The sequence below is a fragment of the Methylobacterium sp. Leaf399 genome (assembly GCF_001424525.1).
GTDB lineage: Bacteria > Pseudomonadota > Alphaproteobacteria > Rhizobiales > Beijerinckiaceae > Methylobacterium.
The window spans coordinates 359,932-378,804 of sequence record NZ_LMQK01000001.1 but is presented as its reverse complement, the minus strand read 5'-3'; the positions used below and the strand labels follow the sequence as shown (position 1 = coordinate 378,804).

The 18,873-nt window shown below is 68.7% G+C and carries 14 protein-coding genes; 9 read left to right on the top strand and 5 right to left on the bottom strand.

Features of this window, described 5'->3' with window-relative positions; all coding sequences use genetic code 11:
• The first annotated feature begins 174 nt into the window (after positions 1-174).
• From ASG40_RS01780 to ASG40_RS20935, 5 genes are all read left to right on the top strand, one after another.
• Positions 175-3,951 (top strand): glycosyltransferase, encoded by a 3,777-nt coding sequence (locus ASG40_RS01780; RefSeq protein ID WP_082523845.1) that lies wholly within the window; start codon positions 175-177, stop codon positions 3,949-3,951.
• Positions 3,952-4,131: 180 nt separating this feature from the next.
• Positions 4,132-5,661, top strand: coding sequence for a murein biosynthesis integral membrane protein MurJ (murJ, locus tag ASG40_RS01775; protein WP_055879523.1), 1,530 nt, complete (start codon positions 4,132-4,134; stop codon positions 5,659-5,661).
• Entirely contained in the window at positions 5,661-6,317 is a 657-nt protein-coding gene (locus ASG40_RS01770) for a haloacid dehalogenase type II (RefSeq protein WP_055879519.1), read from the top strand. The genes murJ and ASG40_RS01770 overlap by 1 nt, the downstream gene beginning before the upstream one ends.
• 65 nt (positions 6,318-6,382) lie before the next feature.
• On the top strand, positions 6,383-7,609 hold the full coding sequence (locus ASG40_RS01765) for an acyl-CoA dehydrogenase family protein (protein WP_055879515.1): 1,227 nt from the start codon (positions 6,383-6,385) through the stop codon (positions 7,607-7,609).
• A 347-nt stretch (positions 7,610-7,956) separates the two neighbouring features.
• Complete coding sequence (locus tag ASG40_RS20935) at positions 7,957-8,244, top strand: hypothetical protein (protein WP_156387502.1); 288 nt, start codon at positions 7,957-7,959, stop codon at positions 8,242-8,244.
• A 106-nt stretch (positions 8,245-8,350) separates the two neighbouring features.
• Here ASG40_RS20935 and ASG40_RS01760 read toward each other — a convergent pair whose 3' ends face one another.
• Genes ASG40_RS01760 through ASG40_RS01750 form a run of 3 tightly spaced genes read right to left on the bottom strand, consistent with a single transcriptional unit; the run spans position 8,351 to position 10,956 of the window.
• Positions 8,351-9,097, bottom strand: coding sequence for a molybdopterin-dependent oxidoreductase (locus ASG40_RS01760; RefSeq protein ID WP_055881093.1), 747 nt, complete (start codon positions 9,095-9,097; stop codon positions 8,351-8,353).
• A complete protein-coding gene (locus ASG40_RS01755; protein WP_244480499.1) occupies positions 9,090-9,782 on the bottom strand; it encodes a cytochrome b/b6 domain-containing protein in 693 nt (230 codons plus the stop codon). The genes ASG40_RS01760 and ASG40_RS01755 overlap by 8 nt, the downstream gene beginning before the upstream one ends.
• Positions 9,783-9,798: 16 nt before the next feature.
• Complete coding sequence (locus ASG40_RS01750; protein ID WP_055879509.1) at positions 9,799-10,956, bottom strand: acyl-CoA dehydrogenase family protein; 1,158 nt, start codon at positions 10,954-10,956, stop codon at positions 9,799-9,801.
• A gap of 189 nt (positions 10,957-11,145) precedes the next feature.
• Between ASG40_RS01750 and ispH the strand changes: the two genes are divergently transcribed.
• Together ispH and thrB are read left to right on the top strand one after the other, a co-directional pair.
• Entirely contained in the window at positions 11,146-12,144 is a 999-nt protein-coding gene (gene ispH, locus ASG40_RS01745) for a 4-hydroxy-3-methylbut-2-enyl diphosphate reductase (protein WP_055879505.1), read from the top strand.
• 100 nt (positions 12,145-12,244) lie between these two features.
• Complete coding sequence (gene thrB / locus ASG40_RS01740; RefSeq protein ID WP_055879503.1) at positions 12,245-13,210, top strand: homoserine kinase; 966 nt, start codon at positions 12,245-12,247, stop codon at positions 13,208-13,210.
• A 75-nt stretch (positions 13,211-13,285) separates the two neighbouring features.
• On the opposite strand, the gene ASG40_RS01735 is transcribed toward thrB, so the two are convergent.
• The gene (locus ASG40_RS01735; RefSeq protein WP_055879500.1) at positions 13,286-15,262 is read right to left on the bottom strand and encodes an acyl CoA:acetate/3-ketoacid CoA transferase; all 1,977 of its coding nucleotides are present in this window, start codon (positions 15,260-15,262) and stop codon (positions 13,286-13,288) included.
• 387 nt (positions 15,263-15,649) lie between these two features.
• On the opposite strand from ASG40_RS01735, the gene ASG40_RS01730 reads away from it, so the two are divergent.
• Positions 15,650-16,831, top strand: coding sequence for a type II asparaginase (locus tag ASG40_RS01730; RefSeq protein WP_082494286.1), 1,182 nt, complete (start codon positions 15,650-15,652; stop codon positions 16,829-16,831).
• Positions 16,832-16,970: 139 nt separating this feature from the next.
• Here ASG40_RS01730 and hemA read toward each other — a convergent pair whose 3' ends face one another.
• Positions 16,971-18,260, bottom strand: coding sequence for a 5-aminolevulinate synthase (gene hemA / locus ASG40_RS01725; protein ID WP_244475689.1), 1,290 nt, complete (start codon positions 18,258-18,260; stop codon positions 16,971-16,973).
• A 383-nt stretch (positions 18,261-18,643) separates the two neighbouring features.
• Between hemA and ASG40_RS20135 the strand changes: the two genes are divergently transcribed.
• Positions 18,644-18,832 carry a hypothetical protein gene (locus tag ASG40_RS20135; RefSeq protein ID WP_082494285.1) on the top strand — a complete coding sequence of 63 codons (189 nt, stop codon included), beginning with the start codon at positions 18,644-18,646 and terminating at the stop codon, positions 18,830-18,832.
• Positions 18,833-18,873: the final 41 nt, after the last annotated feature.

Below are 18,873 nucleotides of genomic sequence, written 5' to 3'. Positions count from 1 at the left end.
CATGATGTATCGGGTCTTGGCGATTGCGCTTTGCTCGTGTATGGCACGCTCTAACTGTCTTTTAATGCATCAATGCAGTTTTTATCGGTGTTTCTCGCTCCGTTTTGCGGGTCGGACCAAGAGCTGAATTGAAAATCATTGTGTCGGCGATTGATTAGAGGGTGGGATAGTCGAATGCTGCACGCGCTTCGTAAGATACGAAACAAGTTGCGTATTTCTTCTCGGCAAGACGTCCCCGCTGTTGCCGCCGTCGATATCGACTGTAAATTTTACCGCGCCTATTATGCGGATCTCAAGGATCTTCCAGACGACGCGGCGTTGATCAAGCATTATCAGGCCAGTGGATTGTCGGAGGGGCGCTTTGCCAGCGCCGATGCCTTCATCGCATCACTTGAAGATCAATTCGGTCCCCTGCCGGAGGATTTCGTTCCCGGCCACTACAAGCTCTTGCATAACGATCTAAGGAATCTCGATGAACCGTGGCGATTGCAGGAGCATTATCTCCGCTTCGGGCAGTTCGAAGAAAGAAAATACGGTGTCATTCTTCATGAATCGTACGATGCCGACCTGAAGAGCCTGCGCGACAAGCATGGACACGCGATCGCCGGGCCGCACCTGCGCTTCGCCGACATCCTGGCCGCTGCCGGGATGACGCTGGGCCCCTGGCTCGACCGATTCATGTTGTACGAATTCACGATCCTCAACGCCGGATGGCTGCCGCGTGTCCCCTTCTCCCGGACCGACGGCATCCAGCTGTTCCTCACGCACGGGGTGGACCGTCTCGCACCCATCGCCATGCAGTTGAGGTTCGATCCCGTCTTCTATCGGTCTCAAGCTCCGGCTTCCCTCGAAACCCTTTCCGACGCAGACCTTTATCGGGCTTGGCTCAACCAAGGGATCGTCGACGGAATCGCGTGCAATGAAGGTGCGGCTCTGGTCAACATCATCGGGGAAAGTACGTTTCCTCCGTGTTTCGATGAAAATCTGTATCGAACGATCATCAAAAACGCTGACGGACATGTCTTTTCAGATCGATTCAGTGCCCTGGTGCACTTTTTCGAACACGGCTTTTCGCGCGATATCGCCGCCCTTCGCGGCAACGGAATCGCAAAGCTGCTCAAACAACTGGCAGATTATCACAATATCCGACGCAACTTTCATATCGCGCTCAAGGCTTGCGACCAGGCTCTGACAATCGATCCAGCCAACAGTTCGATCCACCACTGCCGCGGCGACGTCTTGCGTAATCTGGGGCAACCGGCCGAATCGACCAGCGCGTACGTGTTGGCGGTGACCGTCAATGCATCGGACGCCAATATCTGGAGCCACATCCACGCCGTCGACGGACTCACCTCCTCGCCGAATGGGATCGGGGCGGCACTCGATCTCCTCGTGCACTCCGCGAAGACGTGTCAGGGATCGGCGATATGGCTGGCCGCGGCCCATCGAACGATCGCTCGGGTCTTCGACATCGCCAGCGCCGACGCACGCGCCCTTTACCTCGTCGGAAAACGACGGGAGGCCGACGCCCATCTCGTCGCCTGCCTCGATCTCATCGCGAAGATGATCGAAATCGTCGATCCGCTGCCCGGACGACGCCCGGCCCCGCCGAAAGGCCATATCGTCCTCGTGGCCAACCGCGACCTTCCCCAGTGCGACCATTACCGGGTCGTGCAGAAGTGCGCGCAACTCGCGGCCGGCGGATGGGAGGTCGAGCTCTTCGCGCAAGATCAGGTCCATCGCTGCCGGCCGAGCCTCGACCGGGCGGCGGCGGTCGTCTTCTACCGTGTTCCGGCCCTTCCGGGCACGGTACACGCGATCCTCTATGCCCGCGCCCTCGGCGTGCCGACCATCTACGATATCGACGACCTGATCTTCGAGCCTAGCGTCTACCCCGATCCGTTCGAGAGTTTCGAGGGGCAGATCAGCCATCACGACTACGTCTCCCTCCAGTACGGGGTGCCGCTCTTCCGCTACGCCTTGCAGATGTGCGACGCCGGCATCGCCTCGACGCCGGCCCTGGCCGAGGCGATGCGGCCCCACCTGCGCACCGGCGTGTGCCACGTCCTGCGCAACGGATTGGATCGGCGTAACGCGCCGTTCCTGGACAAGTCCTGGGTGCCCTACGCCGAGGATGCGCTGACGATCTTTTATGGAACGGGGACGAAAGCGCACAATCGCGACTTCACCGAGCTTGCGGCGCCCGGACTGCTCAAGGCGCTGGCCACCCATCCTCGGGTGCGGCTGGTCATCGCCGGATACCTCCACCTCGACGCGCGTTTCGCGCCGTTCGCGAACCGGGTGCGGCAGCTCGGATTTTCCAGCGATGTCGCCGCCTATTGGCAGGTCCTGTCCGGCGCGGACATCAATCTCGCCGTCCTGGCGCAGACGCCGATGGCGGATGCCAAGAGCGAGATCAAATGGCTGGAGGCGGCCATGTGCGGCGTTCCCTCCATCGTTTCGGGTACGCGGACCTACAAAGAACTCCTCGTCGACGGGGAGACGGCGGTGTTCGCCGATACGGCGGCGGAGTGGTCGCGCACTCTCGAACGGCTGATCAAGGATGTCGCCCTGCGGCGCGAGATCGGCCGCCGCGCCCGCGCCAAGGCGGCGTCCGAGTACGGGCTCGATCAGGCCGTGGCGGTGCTGTCCGAGGCCTTGCCTGCGCCGTCGTCGCGAAAGCGCCCGGCCGACGGTCTCCTGCCGCGCCCGGAGACGCCGCCGCCGCCGTACCGCAGGGTTCCGGGGCGAAAGCCGCGAATCCTCCTCGTGAACGTCTACTTCCCGCCCCAGCTCGTGGGCGGTGCGACCCGTGTGGCCCGCAACAATCTCGACCACTTCCTCGACCACGCCGGCGACCGCTTCGACTTTGCCGTGGCCGCGACGGACACCGGCGCCGACCCGGTCTACGGGACACGGATCGACAACTACCGCGGCGTCCCGATCTACCGGATCGCGGCCCCGCGCGCGATGCACATGGACTGGCGTCCCCTGAACCCGGAGATGCGGGCGCCGTTCGATCGGCTCCTCGACGACTTCGAGCCCGACCTCGTCCATCTGCACTGCATTCAGCAGCTCACCGGCACGATCGTGGAAGCGGTCCGGGCGCGCGCCATCCCCTACGTCATCACCCTGCACGACGCGTGGTGGATCTCGGATTTCCAGTTCCTGGTCGACGACGACGGCCAGGTGCACGCACCGACGTCCGACCATCTGACCAGCGCCATGGACCCGGCACACGGACCGTTCGCCTCCCTGGCCCGGCGCCGGGCTCTGGCCGGGCTGCTGGACGATGCGCGATCTCTGCTCGCGGTGTCGGACAGCTTTGCCGACATCTATCGTGCCGCCGGCCATCCCCGGACGGCCGTCCTGGCAAACGGGGTGCCGTCCATGACGCGACTTCCGCGCGTGGCGGGTCCGAAGGGAACCGTCCGCCTCGGACACATCGGCGGACGCAGCACCCACAAGGGCGCCACGCTCATCGAGGTCGTTCTGCGTGCGGGGGCCTTCGCGAACCTGCATCTCACCATCGTCGACCACGCCCGGCCGACCGGTGACGTCCGCTCCGAGATCTGGGGCCAGACGCCGGTACGGATCATCGGCCAGATCCCGCAGGACCGCGTCCCGGAGACCTACGCCAACCTCGATGTCCTGCTCGCGCCCTCGATCTGGCCGGAGAGCTTCGGTCTCGTCACCCGCGAGGCCAGGGCCGCGGGTCTCTGGGTCGTCGCCAGCGACCGGGGTGGGATCGGAACCGGAATCAGGGAGGGCGTCGACGGCTTCCGGATCGACGTCGGCCATCCGGACGCCCTGCGCGACGTCCTGGCCCGCATCGACGCCGATCCGGATCGCTTCGGCCGAAGCCCGCCTCCCCTGGAGGTTCCCGAGCGGACCGCCGCCGATCAGGGCGACGACCTGCTGGCCCTCTACGCGACGATCACCGCCGCCTGAAGGAGCGGTGATCGTCGGGCGACCGGCCGCTCGCGCCGGTGCCCGGGCCGCGACGGCGCGGTCGCGAAGCCCGTCGTCTTCCCGAAAGCGATCGTGCTAACCAGCGGCCCCGCCCAGGCCTGCCTGGCCCGTCCTACGGCGGGTCGGGTCCGCGCCCCGGCTCCTCGCGATCGGCCGCCCATGATTCGCTCCATCCTCTCCGTCGGCGGCTGGACGCTGGTCTCCCGGATCACCGGCTTTGCCCGCGACGTGGTGATGGCGGGGGTGATGGGGGCGGGCCCCGTCGCCGATGCCTTCGTGGTGGCCTTCCGCCTGCCCAACCACTTCCGGGCGATCTTCGGGGAGGGCGCCTTCAACACCGCTTTCGTGCCGGCCTATGCCGGCCTGTCGGAGACCGCCGAGGCGGGGGCCGCCCGGCGCTTTTCCACCCGCGTCTTCACGCTGATGCTGGCGAGCCAGATCGTTCTCCTCGCGGTGGCGCTGCCGGCCATGCCGTTCGTGGTGCGGGCCCTGGCGCCGGGGTTTTCGGACGACCCCGCCCGCTTCGACCTCGCCGTGGCGCTCACCCGCATCACCTTCCCCTACCTGCTGTGCATGACTCTGGTGACGCTGCTCTCGGGCATCCTCAACGCCCACCGGCGCTTTGCCGTGGCCGCGGGCGCGCCGGTGCTCCTCAACCTCTCGATGCTGGCCGCACTCGGCCTCGCCTTCCTGTTCCCGAACGTGGCGCATGCGGCCGCCTGGGGGGTCGCGGTCTCCGGCGTGCTCCAGCTCGCCCTGGTCTGGGCCGCCTGCCGCCGGGCGGGCATCGCACCGGGCCTGGGCAACCCGTCCTTGACCGATCCGGCGATGAAGAAATTCTTCACGGTGCTGGGTCCGGCGGTGATCGGCTCGGCCGGGTTCCAGATCGCTTCCTTCGCCGACACCATCATCGCGAGCTACCTCGCCACCGGCGCAGTCTCGGCGCTGTACTACGCCGACCGGCTCTACCAGCTGCCGTTCGGCGTCATCGCCATCGCCGCCGGCACCGTGCTCCTGCCAGAGATGAGCCGCCGCATCGCGGGCGGCGACGTGGACGGCGCCCATGCGGCGCAGAACCGGGCGGCCGGGTTCTCGCTGGCCCTGTCGGCGCCCTTCACCGTCGCCTTCCTGGTCATCCCCGGCCTGATCATGACCGCCCTGTTCCAGCGTGGCGCCTTCTCGGGCGAGGATGCGGCGCGCGCCGCCTCCGTGCTCGCGGCCTACGGGCTGGCCCTGCCGGCGGTGGTGCTGGTGCGCAGCGCCGTGGCGAGCTTCTATGCCCGCCAGGACACGACGACGCCGCTCTATGCCTCGCTCACCGCCATCGCCATCAACGTCGGCCTCAAGATCGTGCTCACCGGTCCCTACGGCGTCACCGGGTTGGCACTCGCCACCGCCATCGGCCAATGGGTCAACCTCGCCCTCCTCGTCGGCCTCGCCTGGCGGCGGGGATGGACCGCGCCCGACCGGACCTTCGGCATCACCCTCGTCGGCGTCGCCGTCGCCTGCCTCGGGCTGACGGCCACCGCCGTCTACGGCCTGCCGCTGGCCGAGCGCTGGATGCCGGCGGGCCTCGGGTTCCGGGATCTGGCCGTCCTCGCCGCCCTCGGGCTCGCCGGCAGCGTTGTCTATGGGGCGCTGCTGCTGGCGACCCTGCGCCTGTGCGGCCTGCGCCTGAGGAGACGATGATGACCGAGACCCCGCTCGTGGTGTTCGACGCCTACGGCACCCTGCTCGACGTCCATTCGGCGGTGGCCCGCCACGCCCCCGCCATCGGCCCCGACGCCGCGACGCTTTCCGAGGTCTGGCGGGCCAAGCAACTCGAGTATTCCTGGGTCCATGCCCTGATGGGCCGCTATTGCCCGTTCTGGACCCTCACCGAGCGGGCCCTCGACCATGCGCTCGCCCGGCACCCCGCCGTCGATAAGGGCCTGCGCGCGCGCCTCCTCGACGCCTACCGCGACCTCGACGCCTATCCGGAGGTCGCCGCCACCCTCGACGCCCTGCGCGCGGCCGGGCGGCGCACCGCCATCCTCTCCAACGGCGACGCGGCGATGCTGGCCCGCGCCGTGGACGCCGCCGGCATCGGCGCGCGCCTCGACGCGGTGCTCTCGGTGGAGCCCGCCGGCACCTTCAAGACCGCGCCGGCGGCCTACGCCCTCGTGACCGAATGGTTCGGGGTGGCGCCCGGGGCGGTGCGCTTCGTCTCCTCGAACCGCTGGGACGTGGCCGGTGCGGCCGCCTTCGGGTTCGAGGCGATCTGGGTGAACCGGGCCGGCCTGGCGGACGAATATCCCGATTTCCCGCCCGTTTCCGTGATCGCCACCCTCGACGCCCTGGCCTGACGCGGGAACCGACCGGTCGGATCGGCGCTTGCACCTGTCGCGTCGAAAGACAATCTGGAGGACACATGTCGAAGCCGGAGCGCTACGCGCCTCGCCCCCCGGAGTTGCATTCGCCCTGGCGGACGGAGGCACGGGTCGCGCTGCAGGCGGAGGCCCGCGCTTTTGCCGCCGACGTGGTGATGCCGATCGCCGACGAACTCGACCCGCAGAAGGCCGAGATGCCGCGCTCCCTCATCGACGCGATGGCGCAGAAGGGCTGGTTCGGCCTCACCATCCCGAAGGAGCACGGCGGCCTGGGGCTCGGCGTGTTCGAGTACTGCCTCGTCTCCGAGGAACTCGCCCGCGCCTGGCTCTCGGTGGGCAGCATCCTGGCGCGTGGCCAGGGGCTCGGCACCCAGACCCTCGACGACGAGCGCCGCATCGCCCTCCTGCGCAAATCCGCCCGCGGCGAATGGATCGGCGGCATCGCGCTGTCCGAGCCCACCGCCGGCTCGGATCTGGCCGGCGTCCAGACCCGCGCGGTGCGCGAGGGCGACCATTGGGTGCTCACGGGCACCAAGCGCTGGGCCGGCTTCGCGCTGGCGGCCGACTTCGTCGAGGTCCTGGCCCGCACCCGCGACCCCGAGGAGGGCGAGCCGCGCTCGGCCGGGCTGGAGCCGTTCCTCGTGGTCAAGCAGCCCGGCACCTTCCCCGAGGGGATGACCGGCCATGTCATCGACAAGATCGGCTACCACGGCTTCCTCACCTTCGAACTCGCCCTCGACGGCGTGCGCGTGCCCGAGGGCGACCGCCTCACCGGCCTCTACGGCGACGGCGGCGCCGATGCCGATTCCGGCGGCTTCGCCTCGGTGCAGCGCGGCCTCAACATCGCCCGCGTCCACACCGCCGCCCGCGCCGTCGGCGTCGCCCGCGCGGCGGTGGAGGACAGCCAGGCCTACCTCCAGGAGCGTGAGCAGTTCGGCCACCCCATCGGCGAATTCCAGGCCCTGCGCTTCGCGCTCGCCGACATGGCCGCCGAGGTGAACCAAGCCCGCGCCTACTGGCAACAGGTCGCCCACCTCCTCGACGAGGGCGAGCCGGCCGAGAGCGAATCCGCCATGGTCAAGCTCCTGGCCACCGAGATGGCCGTGCGCGTCACCAACCAGGCGATGCAACTCCACGGCGGCAACGGCTACACCACCGAGCGGCGGGTGGAGCGCTATTGGCGCGATGCGCGGCTGACGACGATTTTCGAGGGGACGAGCGAGATCCAGAAGCGGATTATCAGTGATCGGATGTTGCCGAAGGGGTGAGGCTTGGTCTGATTGGCGGATGAACAACTGCTAAGGACGGAGCGGACACTGGCCTTTCGCTAAAAAGCGGAAATTTCGGCGCCAATCCTTTGCAGCCCTGCGGCTCGGTGTCAGGATCGTGCATGACGAAATGGTCACTGCCGGAGGCCGACGACGCGTTGTCTCTCGGACGCGTTATTTTGGCTGGCCTAGGTGGGCACTGCCTTGCCTTATTCGCATTTATATTTACTTATCTGAATTGTTTATTGTTTCGCGAATTAGTTATAAAAGGAATATCTGATTTCGCCAACGAAAGCCGGTAGGATTTTTTCCTACGTATTTTCTTCATCATTTGCTTGCCGGTTTTATTGGCCCTGCCGGGTGCGATCGTCATCAGTCCGTCGCTCCTCGTTACCCTACCCATCACGCTGTTTGCCGCCGCTTTTCTGAAAACGGGCAAGCTGCCGGCAATCGCCCTTGGAGCACCGGTCGGCATCTTGGTGGCAATGTCGCTTTCCTTGTTCCGTGGACGTCAGAACGAGTGGATCATGGTGGTCTCGTCCGCAGCAGGTGGAGCAGCCTTCGCATGGTTCGTTTGGCTGACATGCATCCATCCGTTCCGACGACGTTTACCGGTGGATCGTGGCAACAGCTGATCGAGAGCGACCGCTCGGCAACGATCCTGATGCGGTCTTACCGCTCCCCACACGGTCCACCCATCAATCTGCTGAAGAGCGGACGTTTAATCCCAAACTCTCACGATCAAATCCCCGCGTACCAAGGAAACCCCAGCTCCGCGACCATGCTCCCGCGGCCCTGGTCCAGCCCATCGACGCGGTCCACCGCCTCGATCTGCGACAGGTACTTGAGGCTCTTGTAGCCGAGCTGGCGTTCCACCCGCAGCCGCACGGGGGCGCCGTGGGCCACCGGCAAATCGGCGCCGTTCATGCCGTAGGCCAGGATCGTCTGGGGGTGGAGGGCGTCGAACAGGTCGTAGCTGTCCCACCAGCCGTCGACGCTGCGCATGACGATGAAGCGGGCTTCGGCTTTTAGCCCGACGTGGGCGAGGAGGTGCGGAAGCTGCACGCCGGTCCAGCCGGCGATGGCCGACCAGCCCTGTTCGCAGGCATGCAGGGTGATCTGGGTGCGCGCCGGCATCGCCTTCAGCTCGGCCAGCGAGAAGGCGCCGGGGCGTTCGACGAGGCCGCCCACCGGCAGGCGCCAATCCGCGAACGCCTGCGCCTTCGAGCGGCGGTAGTCGGAGTTGTCCGGGTCGGTGGTGTTGATGGTGGGGAAGACGCGCGAGATCGCCTCGGGGCCGAACTCGCGGACCAGGGGCTGGCCGCGCAGCAGCCAGCGCTGGACCGCGAAGGTGAGGCCGTTGCTGAGGTCGTAGGGGCTGGTGAGCCGGCCCAGCACGGGCGCCTCGCATCCGCCGAGCAGGCCTGCGCCGGCCAGGGTGGAGGCGCCCGCGAGCAGGCGCCGGCGCGACAGCAAGGGGTCAGGCATCGGCACGCTCCGGCGGGACGGTGAAGCGGCCGGTGATCATCGACCGCATCAGGTTGCGGGCGCCGCCGACGAAGACCTGGGCGACGTGGACCACGAGGAACAGGACGAGCAGGCAGGCCGCGATGAAATGGACGGTGCGGGCCGACTGGCGGCCGCCGAACAGGGTGAAGAGCTCGGGGTAGGCGGCGGTGACGCCGGGCGACATGGTCAGCCCGGAGAGGATCATGGTCGGGATCAGGACCGCGATGACGCCGAAATACGCCATCCGTTGCAGGGCGTTGTAGCGTAGCGCCTCGCGGCCGCGGGCGGGCGTGAGCCGGGCGTGGTCGGCGATCTCGCGGGCGAGGCGGGCGGGGGCGATCTGGTCCCGGTCGGGGACCACCGCGCGGCGCAGGCGGCCGGTGAGGGCGCCGGTGACGAGGTAGACCGCCCCGTTGAGCACCAGCACCCAGCCGGCGAGGAAATGCAGGTTGCGGCCCCAGCCAGTCTGTTCGAGGTTGACCGGCAGCGGCAGGTCGAAGGCGGCGGGCGCCCCGTTGGCGCCGGTCTCGCCCCAGAACAGGCGCGGCAGCGCCAGCAGGATCGCGACGCCGCTGACCACCAGCGCCAGGAACGCGGCCGCGTTCACCCAATGGGTCAAGCGGAGCCAGAGCGGGTGACGCAGGACGGTCGCTGTGTCCGTCATCGTCCCGCCCATGGCCTCAGGCCGTGTCCCGCCCATGCCACAGGGCATCGGCGGGGGAGGGGTCGGCGAGCACGTAGGCGGCGGCATCGGTGAGCGCCCGGTCCGGCCCCGGCTGGCGCAGGTAGGTCGCGAGATCCCGGCTCAGCCGCTCCAGGGGATGGTCCTGCAGGAAGCCGGAAAGGCCGACGGAGCGGTGCGCCTTCTCCAGAACGTCGAGGCCGGCCCGTTCCACCGCGAGGCGGGTGAGGTTGACGTAGGCGAGGAGCCGGTCGGCCGCGGCCGTGCCCTCGGCGATCAGGTCGGCCGCGCGGCCGACGAACAGGCGGGCGGTCTCGACGGCGATGGCGGCCTCGCCGACCCTGGCGCGCTGGTGCGGGTCGCCGCCGCGGCCGGTGGCGACGAGATGGGCGCGCATGGCGTCGAACACCGCCTCGATCCCCCCGAGTTGCACGGCGGTGAAGCGCCAGGCGCCCCCCGAGAAATCCGGCTCGCGAAAGTAATCGTCCGGCTCGCCGACCGTCATGGCGGGATCGACCGGGATGCCGGAAAAGTCGAGGGTGCCCGAGGCCGAGGCGCGCATGCCGTGCGCCCGCCAGCCCGACAGGTCCATCCGGGTGCCGGCCTCGAGATCGACCACCAGCATCTGCTGGCGCCCGTCCGGCAGCCGGGCGGTGACGAGGGGGCGGGTGACCGATCCGGCGCCGGAGGCGAACGACTTGCAGCCGACGAGCCGGGGTGCCGCCGCCGGCCCGTCGATGGCGAGCCCGCCCTCCGGCGGCTGCGTGTTCCAGACGCCGAACAGGTGCCCGGCGCGGGCGTCCGCCGCCAAGCGCTCGGCGACCGGCCCCCGCGCGTAGCGCAGCACCAGCGCCAGCGCGTTGACGTGCCCCTCGTAGAGCCGCCCCAGCGCGAGGCTGCCACGCCCGACGTGCGCCAGCACGTCGAGGAGGATCGGGGCATGCCGAGGGGCGCACAGGTCGAGCCCGCCGAGGTCGGCGGGCAGGGGGGCCGCCAGCAGCCCGGCCTCGTGGCAGAGCGCCACGTCCTCGGACGGAAACGCGCCGGACCGGTCGAGGGCATCGGCCCGCTCGGCGGCCATGATGCCGACCGTTCGGGCGGTGGCGGCGATCCGCATGGCGCTGCCCGGGATTCGGATGGGAACGGCGTCGTTCATCCCAGTGTAACATGGGCGGGCGGCCGAGAGGTCCAGGCGGAGGTGCGGATTTCGCCCCGAGCCGACCCTGCCGTTTCCCGCCGCGGTGAGCCTCGCCATGCGTTTGGCGACGGCGACGGTGCCCCGCGCGCGGTTTCCCGCTATAAGCGGTTGACAGGGGCGGCCCCGCCTCGCCACATCCCGGTTATCATGAGCGATATCACCACACTGACTGCGCCTGCCTCCGGATCGGGAAAGCCCCCGCTGGAAATCCTGCTGTGCGCGCCGCGCGGCTTCTGCGCCGGCGTGGTGCGGGCCATCGACGTGGTGGAGCGGGCGCTCGCCATCTACGGGCCGCCGGTCTACGTGCGGCACGAGATCGTCCACAACAAGTACGTGGTCGAGAGCCTGAAGCGCAAAGGTGCGGTGTTCGTGCGCGAGCTCGACGAGGTGCCGGACGGCTCCGCTCCGGTGATCTTCTCCGCCCACGGCGTCGCCAAGACCGTGCCCAACAACGCCGATGCGCGCGGGCTGACCACCATCGACGCCACCTGCCCGCTGGTGACCAAGGTCCACCGCGAGGCCGAGATCCACCACAAGCGTGGTCGCCACGTGCTGCTGGTGGGCCATTCCGGCCACCCGGAGGTGGTGGGCACCATGGGCCAGCTGCCCAAGGGCTCGATCACCCTGGTCGAGGACTTGGAGCAGATCGCCGCCCTGGAGCCGGAGAACCGCGAAAACCTCGCCTGGGTGACGCAGACCACGCTTTCGGTCGACGACACCCACCACATCGTCGAGGCGCTCAAGAAGAAATTCCCGAGCATCACCGGGCCGCACAAGGACGACATCTGCTACGCCACCACCAACCGCCAGGAGGCGGTCAAGCAGGTGGCGCCGCTCGTCGATGCGGTGATCGTGGTCGGCTCCTCGAACTCCTCGAACTCGCAGCGCCTGCGCGAGGTCGCCGAGCGGGTCGGCTGCCCCATCACCCGCCTGGTGCTCAGGGCCGAGGAGATCGACTGGGACGCCTTCACCAACATCCGCCGCCTCGGCCTCACCGCCGGCGCCTCGGCGCCCGAGGTGCTGGTGGAGGAGATCATCGACGCCTTCGCCGCCCGCTACGAGGTGACGGTGGACACGGTCTCGACGGTGGTCGAGGACATGTCGTTCCCGCTGCCGCGCGAGCTGCGCAGCGACGCCGCCGCCTGACGCGGCAGGCCCTCTGCCGGCATCGGCCGGAATAGCCCCGGGGCGCCTTCTCAGGCGCCCCTTCGTTTTGGCAGACCGGACAACTGAAGCGACTCGCGCCGTGGCCGTCTACACCGAGGTTTCCGACGAGGCCCTGACCGCCTTCCTGGCCGGCTACGGCATCGGCACGCCGCTCTCCTTCAAGGGCATCGCGGAGGGTGTCGAGAACACCAACTTCTTCCTGCACACCACCGCCGGCTCCTACATCCTCACCCTCTACGAGAAGCGGGTGAACGAGGGCGACCTGCCGTTCTTCCTCAACCTGATGGAGCACCTCTGCGCCCGCGGCCTCGCCTGCCCGCAGCCGATCCGCCGGCGCGACGGCGAGGCCCTCGGGCGCCTGTGCGGCCGGCCGGCGGTCATCGTGAGCTTCCTCGAAGGGGTGTCGGTCAAGCGCCCCGGCCTGCACCATTGCGCCGAACTCGGCCGCGCGCTGGCCGGCCTGCACGCGGCCGGAGCCGACTTTCCCATGGTCCGCGCGAACGGCCTGTCGGTGGAGGCGTGGGGGCCGCTGTTCGCCCAGGCCGAGGCGCAGGCCGATTCGGTGGCGCCCGGCCTCGCCGCCCGCACCCGCGACGACCTCGCCGTGCTCCAGGCCGGCTGGCCGCAGGGGCTGCCCGGCGGGGTCATCCACGCCGACCTGTTCACCGACAACGTGTTCTTCATCGGCGACGCCCTGTCGGGGCTGATCGACTTCTACTTCGCCTGCACCGACGCCTTCGCCTACGATCTGGCGATTTGCCTCAACGCCTGGTGCTTCGATGCCGAGGGCGGGTTTCATCGCGACAGGGGCGAGGCCCTGATCGCCGGCTACCAAGCGGTGCGCCGGCTGGAGCCGGCCGAGGTCGCGGCCCTGCCGATCCTGTGCCGGGGTGCGGCCCTGCGCTTCATGCTGACCCGGCTGGTGGACTGGCTCAACGTGCCGCCCGGCGCCCTGGTGCACCCCAAGGATCCCCTCGAATACGATCGCAGGCTGACGTTCCACCGCGGCGCGACGCGGGCCGAGGACTACGGCTGGAGGGATTAGCCCCCGGTCGCTCTTCCCTTGTCTCCGTGGGGCAGGGGAACGGCGGCTCCCCGCCCCACGGGAGGATTCGGTCCCTTACGCCGCCGATGCGATGATGGTCGAAGCGCGCCTTATCTTGCGGTCGGCGCCTTCCAGGAAGGCCTGCGCGTCTTCCTTGCGCTCGAACACGTGCGGGGCGAGGCCGCGGCGGTTCAGTGCCTCCTCCATCTTCAGGCGCAGGAACGCGCTCGTCGCGTAGCGGGTGGTGGTGAGGTAGTAGTTCGCCGACAGGTATTGGATCATGCTGGCATAGTCGTCGTAGAGGTTCTCGTTGATCCGGAACCCGTCGTGGTTGACCACGGAGTTGACGCGCTTGCCCGCCTTCTTGCAGGCGTCGACCAGCACCTTGCGCAGGTCGTCGATGTCGCTCTTCACGCGGCAGTGCCAGCCCTCGAGGTTGAGGAACAGGATGTTGCGCTCGCTGTCGTAGCTCACCCGCTCTGGCAGGTTGAGGTTGAGGAGGTCGGACAACAGCTCCATCGGCTCGTCGCGGAAGATGCGCGCGTCCATCAGGGAGGGCTGGTTGATGATCGGCCGGAAGCCCATGTGGGGCAGGATGTCCCGCTCGATGTCGATGCCCGGCGCGACTTCGATCAGTTCGAGGCCCTCCTCGCGCAGCTGGAAGACGCAGCGTTCGGTGACGTAGATCACCGGCTGCGAGCGCGACTGCGCGTAGGGGCCGCTGAAGGTGATCTGCTCCACCGCCGGCAGGAATTTCTGCGAGCGTCCCTCCTGGACGATGCGGACCTTGCCATCCTCGATGGCGATTTCGAGCCCGCCCACCGTGAAGGTGCCGGCGAAGACCACGGAGCGGGCGTTCTGGCTGATGTTGATGAAGCCGCCGCAGCCGTTGAGCCGGCCGCCGAACATGCTGGTGTTGACGTTGCCGTGCTGGTCGCATTCGGCCAAGCCGAGGCAGGTCATGTCGAGGCCGCCGCCGTCGTAGAAATCGAACATCTGGTTCTGGTCGATGACGCAGTCGGCGTTGGTGGCCGCCCCGAAGCTCGACCCGGAGGCGAGCACGCCGCCCACCGCACCGGCCTCGGTGGTGAGCGTGATGTAGGGGGTCACCTTCTCCTCGTTGGCCACCGCCGCGATGCCCTCGGGCGCGCCGACCCCGAGGTTGACGACGCCGTTGGGCGGCAGCTCGAAGGCGGCGCGGCGCGCCACGATCTTGCGGGCGTCGAGGGCCATCTTCTTCATGCCGGTCACCGGCACGCGGATCTGGCCGGCGAGCGCGGGATCGTGCTGCACGCCGTAGTTCATGCGATGCATCTCGGGCTCGGCCAGAACCACGCAATCGACCAGGATGCCGGGCACCCGCACGTCCTTGGGCAGCAAAAAGCCGTCCTCGACGATGCGTTCCACCTGCGCGATGACGATGCCGCCGTTGTTGCGCGCCGCCATCGCCTGGGCGAGGCAGTCGAGGGTCAGGGCCTCCTTCTCGAAGGAGATGTTGCCCGAGGGGTCGGCCGAGGTGCCGCGGATGAAGGCCACGTCGATCTTGGTGGCGGTGTAGAACAGCCACTCCTCGCCATCGACCTCCACGAGCTTGACGATGTCGTCGCTGGTCACCGTGTTGACCTTGGCGCCGCCGTGGCGCGGGTCGACGTAGGTCTGCAGGCCGACCTTCGAGAACAGCCCCGGCTGGCCGGCGGCGCAAGCCCGGTAGAGCTGCGAGATCACGCCCTGGGGCAGGTTGTAGCCGAGGATCTTGTTCTCCTGGGCGGCCTTGGCGACCTTCGGCATCCGCCCGAAATTGGCGGCGATGACGCGCTTGAGCAGGCCCTCGTGGTGCAGGCGCCCGGTGCCGAGGCCTTTGCTGTCGCCCGCGCCGGCGGTCATGATCAGGGTGAGGTCGCGCGGCGCACCGGTGTCGACGAACCGCTTCTCGAGGGCCGCGTGCAGGGCCTCCGGAATGCAGCTCTGGACGAAGCCGGTGGTGGTGACCACGTCGTTCTGCCGGATCAGCGCGATCGCTTCCTCGGCCGAGATCACCTTGTTCTTCTTCATCGGCGAGACGCCCTCACTCGCCGCACGTCCACCCTCGGGGCGAGCGCCGGCACAATCGCTCAAGGGCATGAGGTTTTGCCGCAGGCCGGCGGGAAGTCCAGTCAAATTTCTTCACCGGACCGTAAAGAACCGCCCCTGCTTGCCTGGTCGACCAGCAGAACGGCGCGGACATCGCGACTATAGTGCCACGATGCCGCCAGTTCATGGTGCGGCGCAGTATGTGACCGGCCGAATCTTGGCCGGAGACGCTCGACGCGCCGGCCGGTCCGTGGAAGCCGCCCGCTCGCGTCGGGCCGCTGGTGCCGGCGGCCACGTTTTTGCACTATGGCTGGCCTGCGCCGCGCGGCCTGCGGCCCGGCGCCGTGACACGCTCCAGGAGACCCTCGCATGACTCGTTCGGCGCCCGCCCCCCACCTCCGCCTGTTCGCGAGCGCGAGCCTCGCCGCCCTCCTCCTCGCCGGCGGCGGCGCCCGTGCCCTCGAGGGGCCTGATCCGGGCAAGCCCGCGGCGGCGACGGACAGGCCCGCGGCGGCGACGGACAGGCCCGCGGCGGCGACGGACAAGCCCGCGGCGGCCGGGCAAAAGGCCCGCGTCGTCATCGTCGCCACCGGCGGCACCATCGCCGGCGCCGGGGCGGATGCCGCCAACAGCGCCACCTACCAGGCCGCCAAGGTGCCGGTGGACAAGCTGATCGCCGCCGTGCCCGCCATCGCCCAGGTGGCCGAGGTCCGCGGCGAGCAGGCCTTCCAGATCGCGTCGGAAAGCTTCACCAACGTCCAGCTGGTGCAGCTCGCCAAGCAGGTGTCGGCCCTGGTCAAGCGCGACGACGTCGACGGCGTGGTGATCACCCACGGCACCGATACCGTGGAGGAGACCGCCTTCTTCCTCGACCTCGTGGTCAAGACCGACAAGCCCATCGTGATGGTCGCCTCGATGCGCCCCTCCACCGCGATCTCGGCGGACGGGGCGCTCAACCTCCTCGATGCCGTTGTGGTGGCCGCGGCCAGGGATTCCAGGGCCAAGGGCGTGCTGCTGACGATGAACGACGAGATCCAGGCCGGCCGCGACACCACCAAGCGCGTCAACATCAAGCCCTCGGCCTTCTTCAGCCAGTGGGGTCCGCTCGGCATGGTGGTGGAGGGCAAGACCTACTGGTTCCGCGCACCGGTCAAGCGCCACGGCACCACCTCGGAGTTCGACATCGACGCCATCGAGACGCTGCCGGAGGTCGCCATCGTCTACGGCTCGGGCAACATGAACCCGGCGCCCTACGCCGCCGCCGTGGCCGGCGGCGCCAAGGCGATCGTCCACGCCGGGACGGGCAACGGCTCGGTGGCGGGCTACCTCGTGGACACCCTCAAGGACATCCGGTCCAAGGGCGTGCAGGTCATCCGCTCGTCGCGGGTCGGCGACGGCTTCGTGCTGCGCAACGCCGAGCAGCCCGACGACACATACGACTGGGTGGTGGCCCACGACCTCAACCCGCAGAAGGCCAAGATCCTGGCGGCGGTGGCGCTGACGAAGACCCAGGACAGCAAGGAGCTGCAGCGGATTTTTTGGCAGTACTGATATGGTTTCCGCTTGAATCAAGTGGGAACCGTATCACCGAGCCCGCGCGGCGCCTGAGCGAAGCCCATGTCCGCATCACGAAGTGATCAACCGGAAATGGGATGAGGAGCCCCGGGGCGGCGGGCGGCGGATCGACCGCCTATTCCGCCGCCTCGACGAACACCGTGCCGGCCCGCGGCAGGTCGAGGGTGTCCCAGGTCTCGACCAGCGCCGCCGTCAGGCGGGCGATGTGGGCGTCGTCGTGGAAGGGCGAGGGCGTGATGCGCAGGCGCTCGGTGCCCCTGGGAACGGTCGGGTAGTTGATCGGCTGGATGTAGATGGCGTGGCGCTCGAGCAGGTGGTCCGCCGCCGCCTTGCACAGTTCGGCGTCGCCCACCATTAGGGGCACGATGTGGGTCTGGGTGGGCAGCACCGGCAGGCCCGCGGCCTCGAGGGCGCGCTTGGTCTGCGCCGCTTGGCGCTGGTGCGCCGCCCGCTCGGTGCCCGAGCGCTTGAGGTAGCGCACCGAGGCGCGGGCCGCCGCCGCGATGGCGGGGGGAAGCGCGGTGGTGAAGATGAAGCCCGGTGCGTGGCTGCGCACCGCGTCGCACAGGATGGTCGATCCGGTGATGTAGCCGCCCACGCAGCCGAAGCCCTTGGCGAGCGTGCCCTCGATCACGTCGACCCGGTGCATCACGCCGTGGAGCTCGGCGATCCCGGCGCCGCGCGGACCGTAGAGGCCGACCGCATGGACCTCGTCGAGGTAGGTCATGGCGCCGTAGCGGTCGGCGAGATCGCAGATCGCGCCGATGTCGGAGACGTCGCCGTCCATGGAGTAGACGCTCTCGAAGGCGATCAGCTTGGGCCGGTCGCCGGCGGCGCGTAGCAGCTCCTCGAGATGGGCGAGATCGTTGTGGCGGAAGACGCGCTTCTCGCAGCCGGAATGGCGCACGCCCTCGATCATCGAATTGTGGTTGAAGGCGTCCGACAGGATCAGGCAGTTCGGCAGCAGCTTGGCGATGGTGGAGATGCCGGCCTGGTTCGAGACGTAGCCCGAGGTGAAGACGAGGCCCGCCTCCTTGCCGTGCAGGTCGGCCAGTTCGCGCTCGAGGTCCACCAGCGGCGAGTTGTTGCCGGCGATGTTGCGGGTGCCGCCGGCCCCGACGCCGCAGCGCGCGGCCGTCTGGGTCATGGCGCCGACCACGTCCGGGTGCTGGCCCATGCCGAGGTAGTCGTTCGAGCACCACACCGTGATCTCGGAGGTCGCCCCGTCGGGCCGGCGCCAGTGCGCGATGGGAAAGCGGCCGGCGATGCGCTCGATGTCGGCGAAGACGCGGTAGCGGCGCTCGCCGTGCAGGCGGTCGAGGGCGGACCGGAAGTAGGCGTCGTAGTCGGTGCGGCTGGAGCCTGAGTCCTGTGTCAGAGTCGTCATCGGGACGATCTGGGTCATCGCGGGCATCCGATTCACGGGCAACCGTCCTTATGGGCTGTGTCGGGCCGTGCGGTGCTATCGCGCGGCCGGTCGGGCAGATCTCTCACAGTGTTGGCTCCCGGGAGTCGGGAGCCGCGGCGCCGGCGGTCTTCGTCGGAAGAGGGTGGCGCCGTCTGATTCTGCCTCGGCTGACGTTAACATTCGATCGGTGTGCCGGGGTCTCCGGCGCTCCTGACGATACAGGCCAATCTGGAATTGGTTCAAGTCGCGTCAAGCGGCCCTGGTGTGCATCCGTTGAGGGATCGCGCGAAAGCCGCTACGGCGTCATGGCGACGAAGGGTCGCGCGAGGCCGGCATCGCGAGGGCCTCGGGCAGGGCATTTCAGCCACACGGACCGACGGATGGCCGACAAGACCGACGACCGGGCGGACCGACTCAAGGCGGCCCTGCGCGACAACCTGCGGCGGCGCAAGGATCAGTCGCGGGCCCGTGCCGAGGCCCCGCCGCCGGGGCGGGACGGGGGCCGCCGCGACCCGCCGGATGCCGGTGACGAGCCGGCTTCCCCTTTTCGACCACGAAATACCGTATAGCTCGGCGCATCGAGCTTGAAGGAACCGGCGACCGGCGCCCG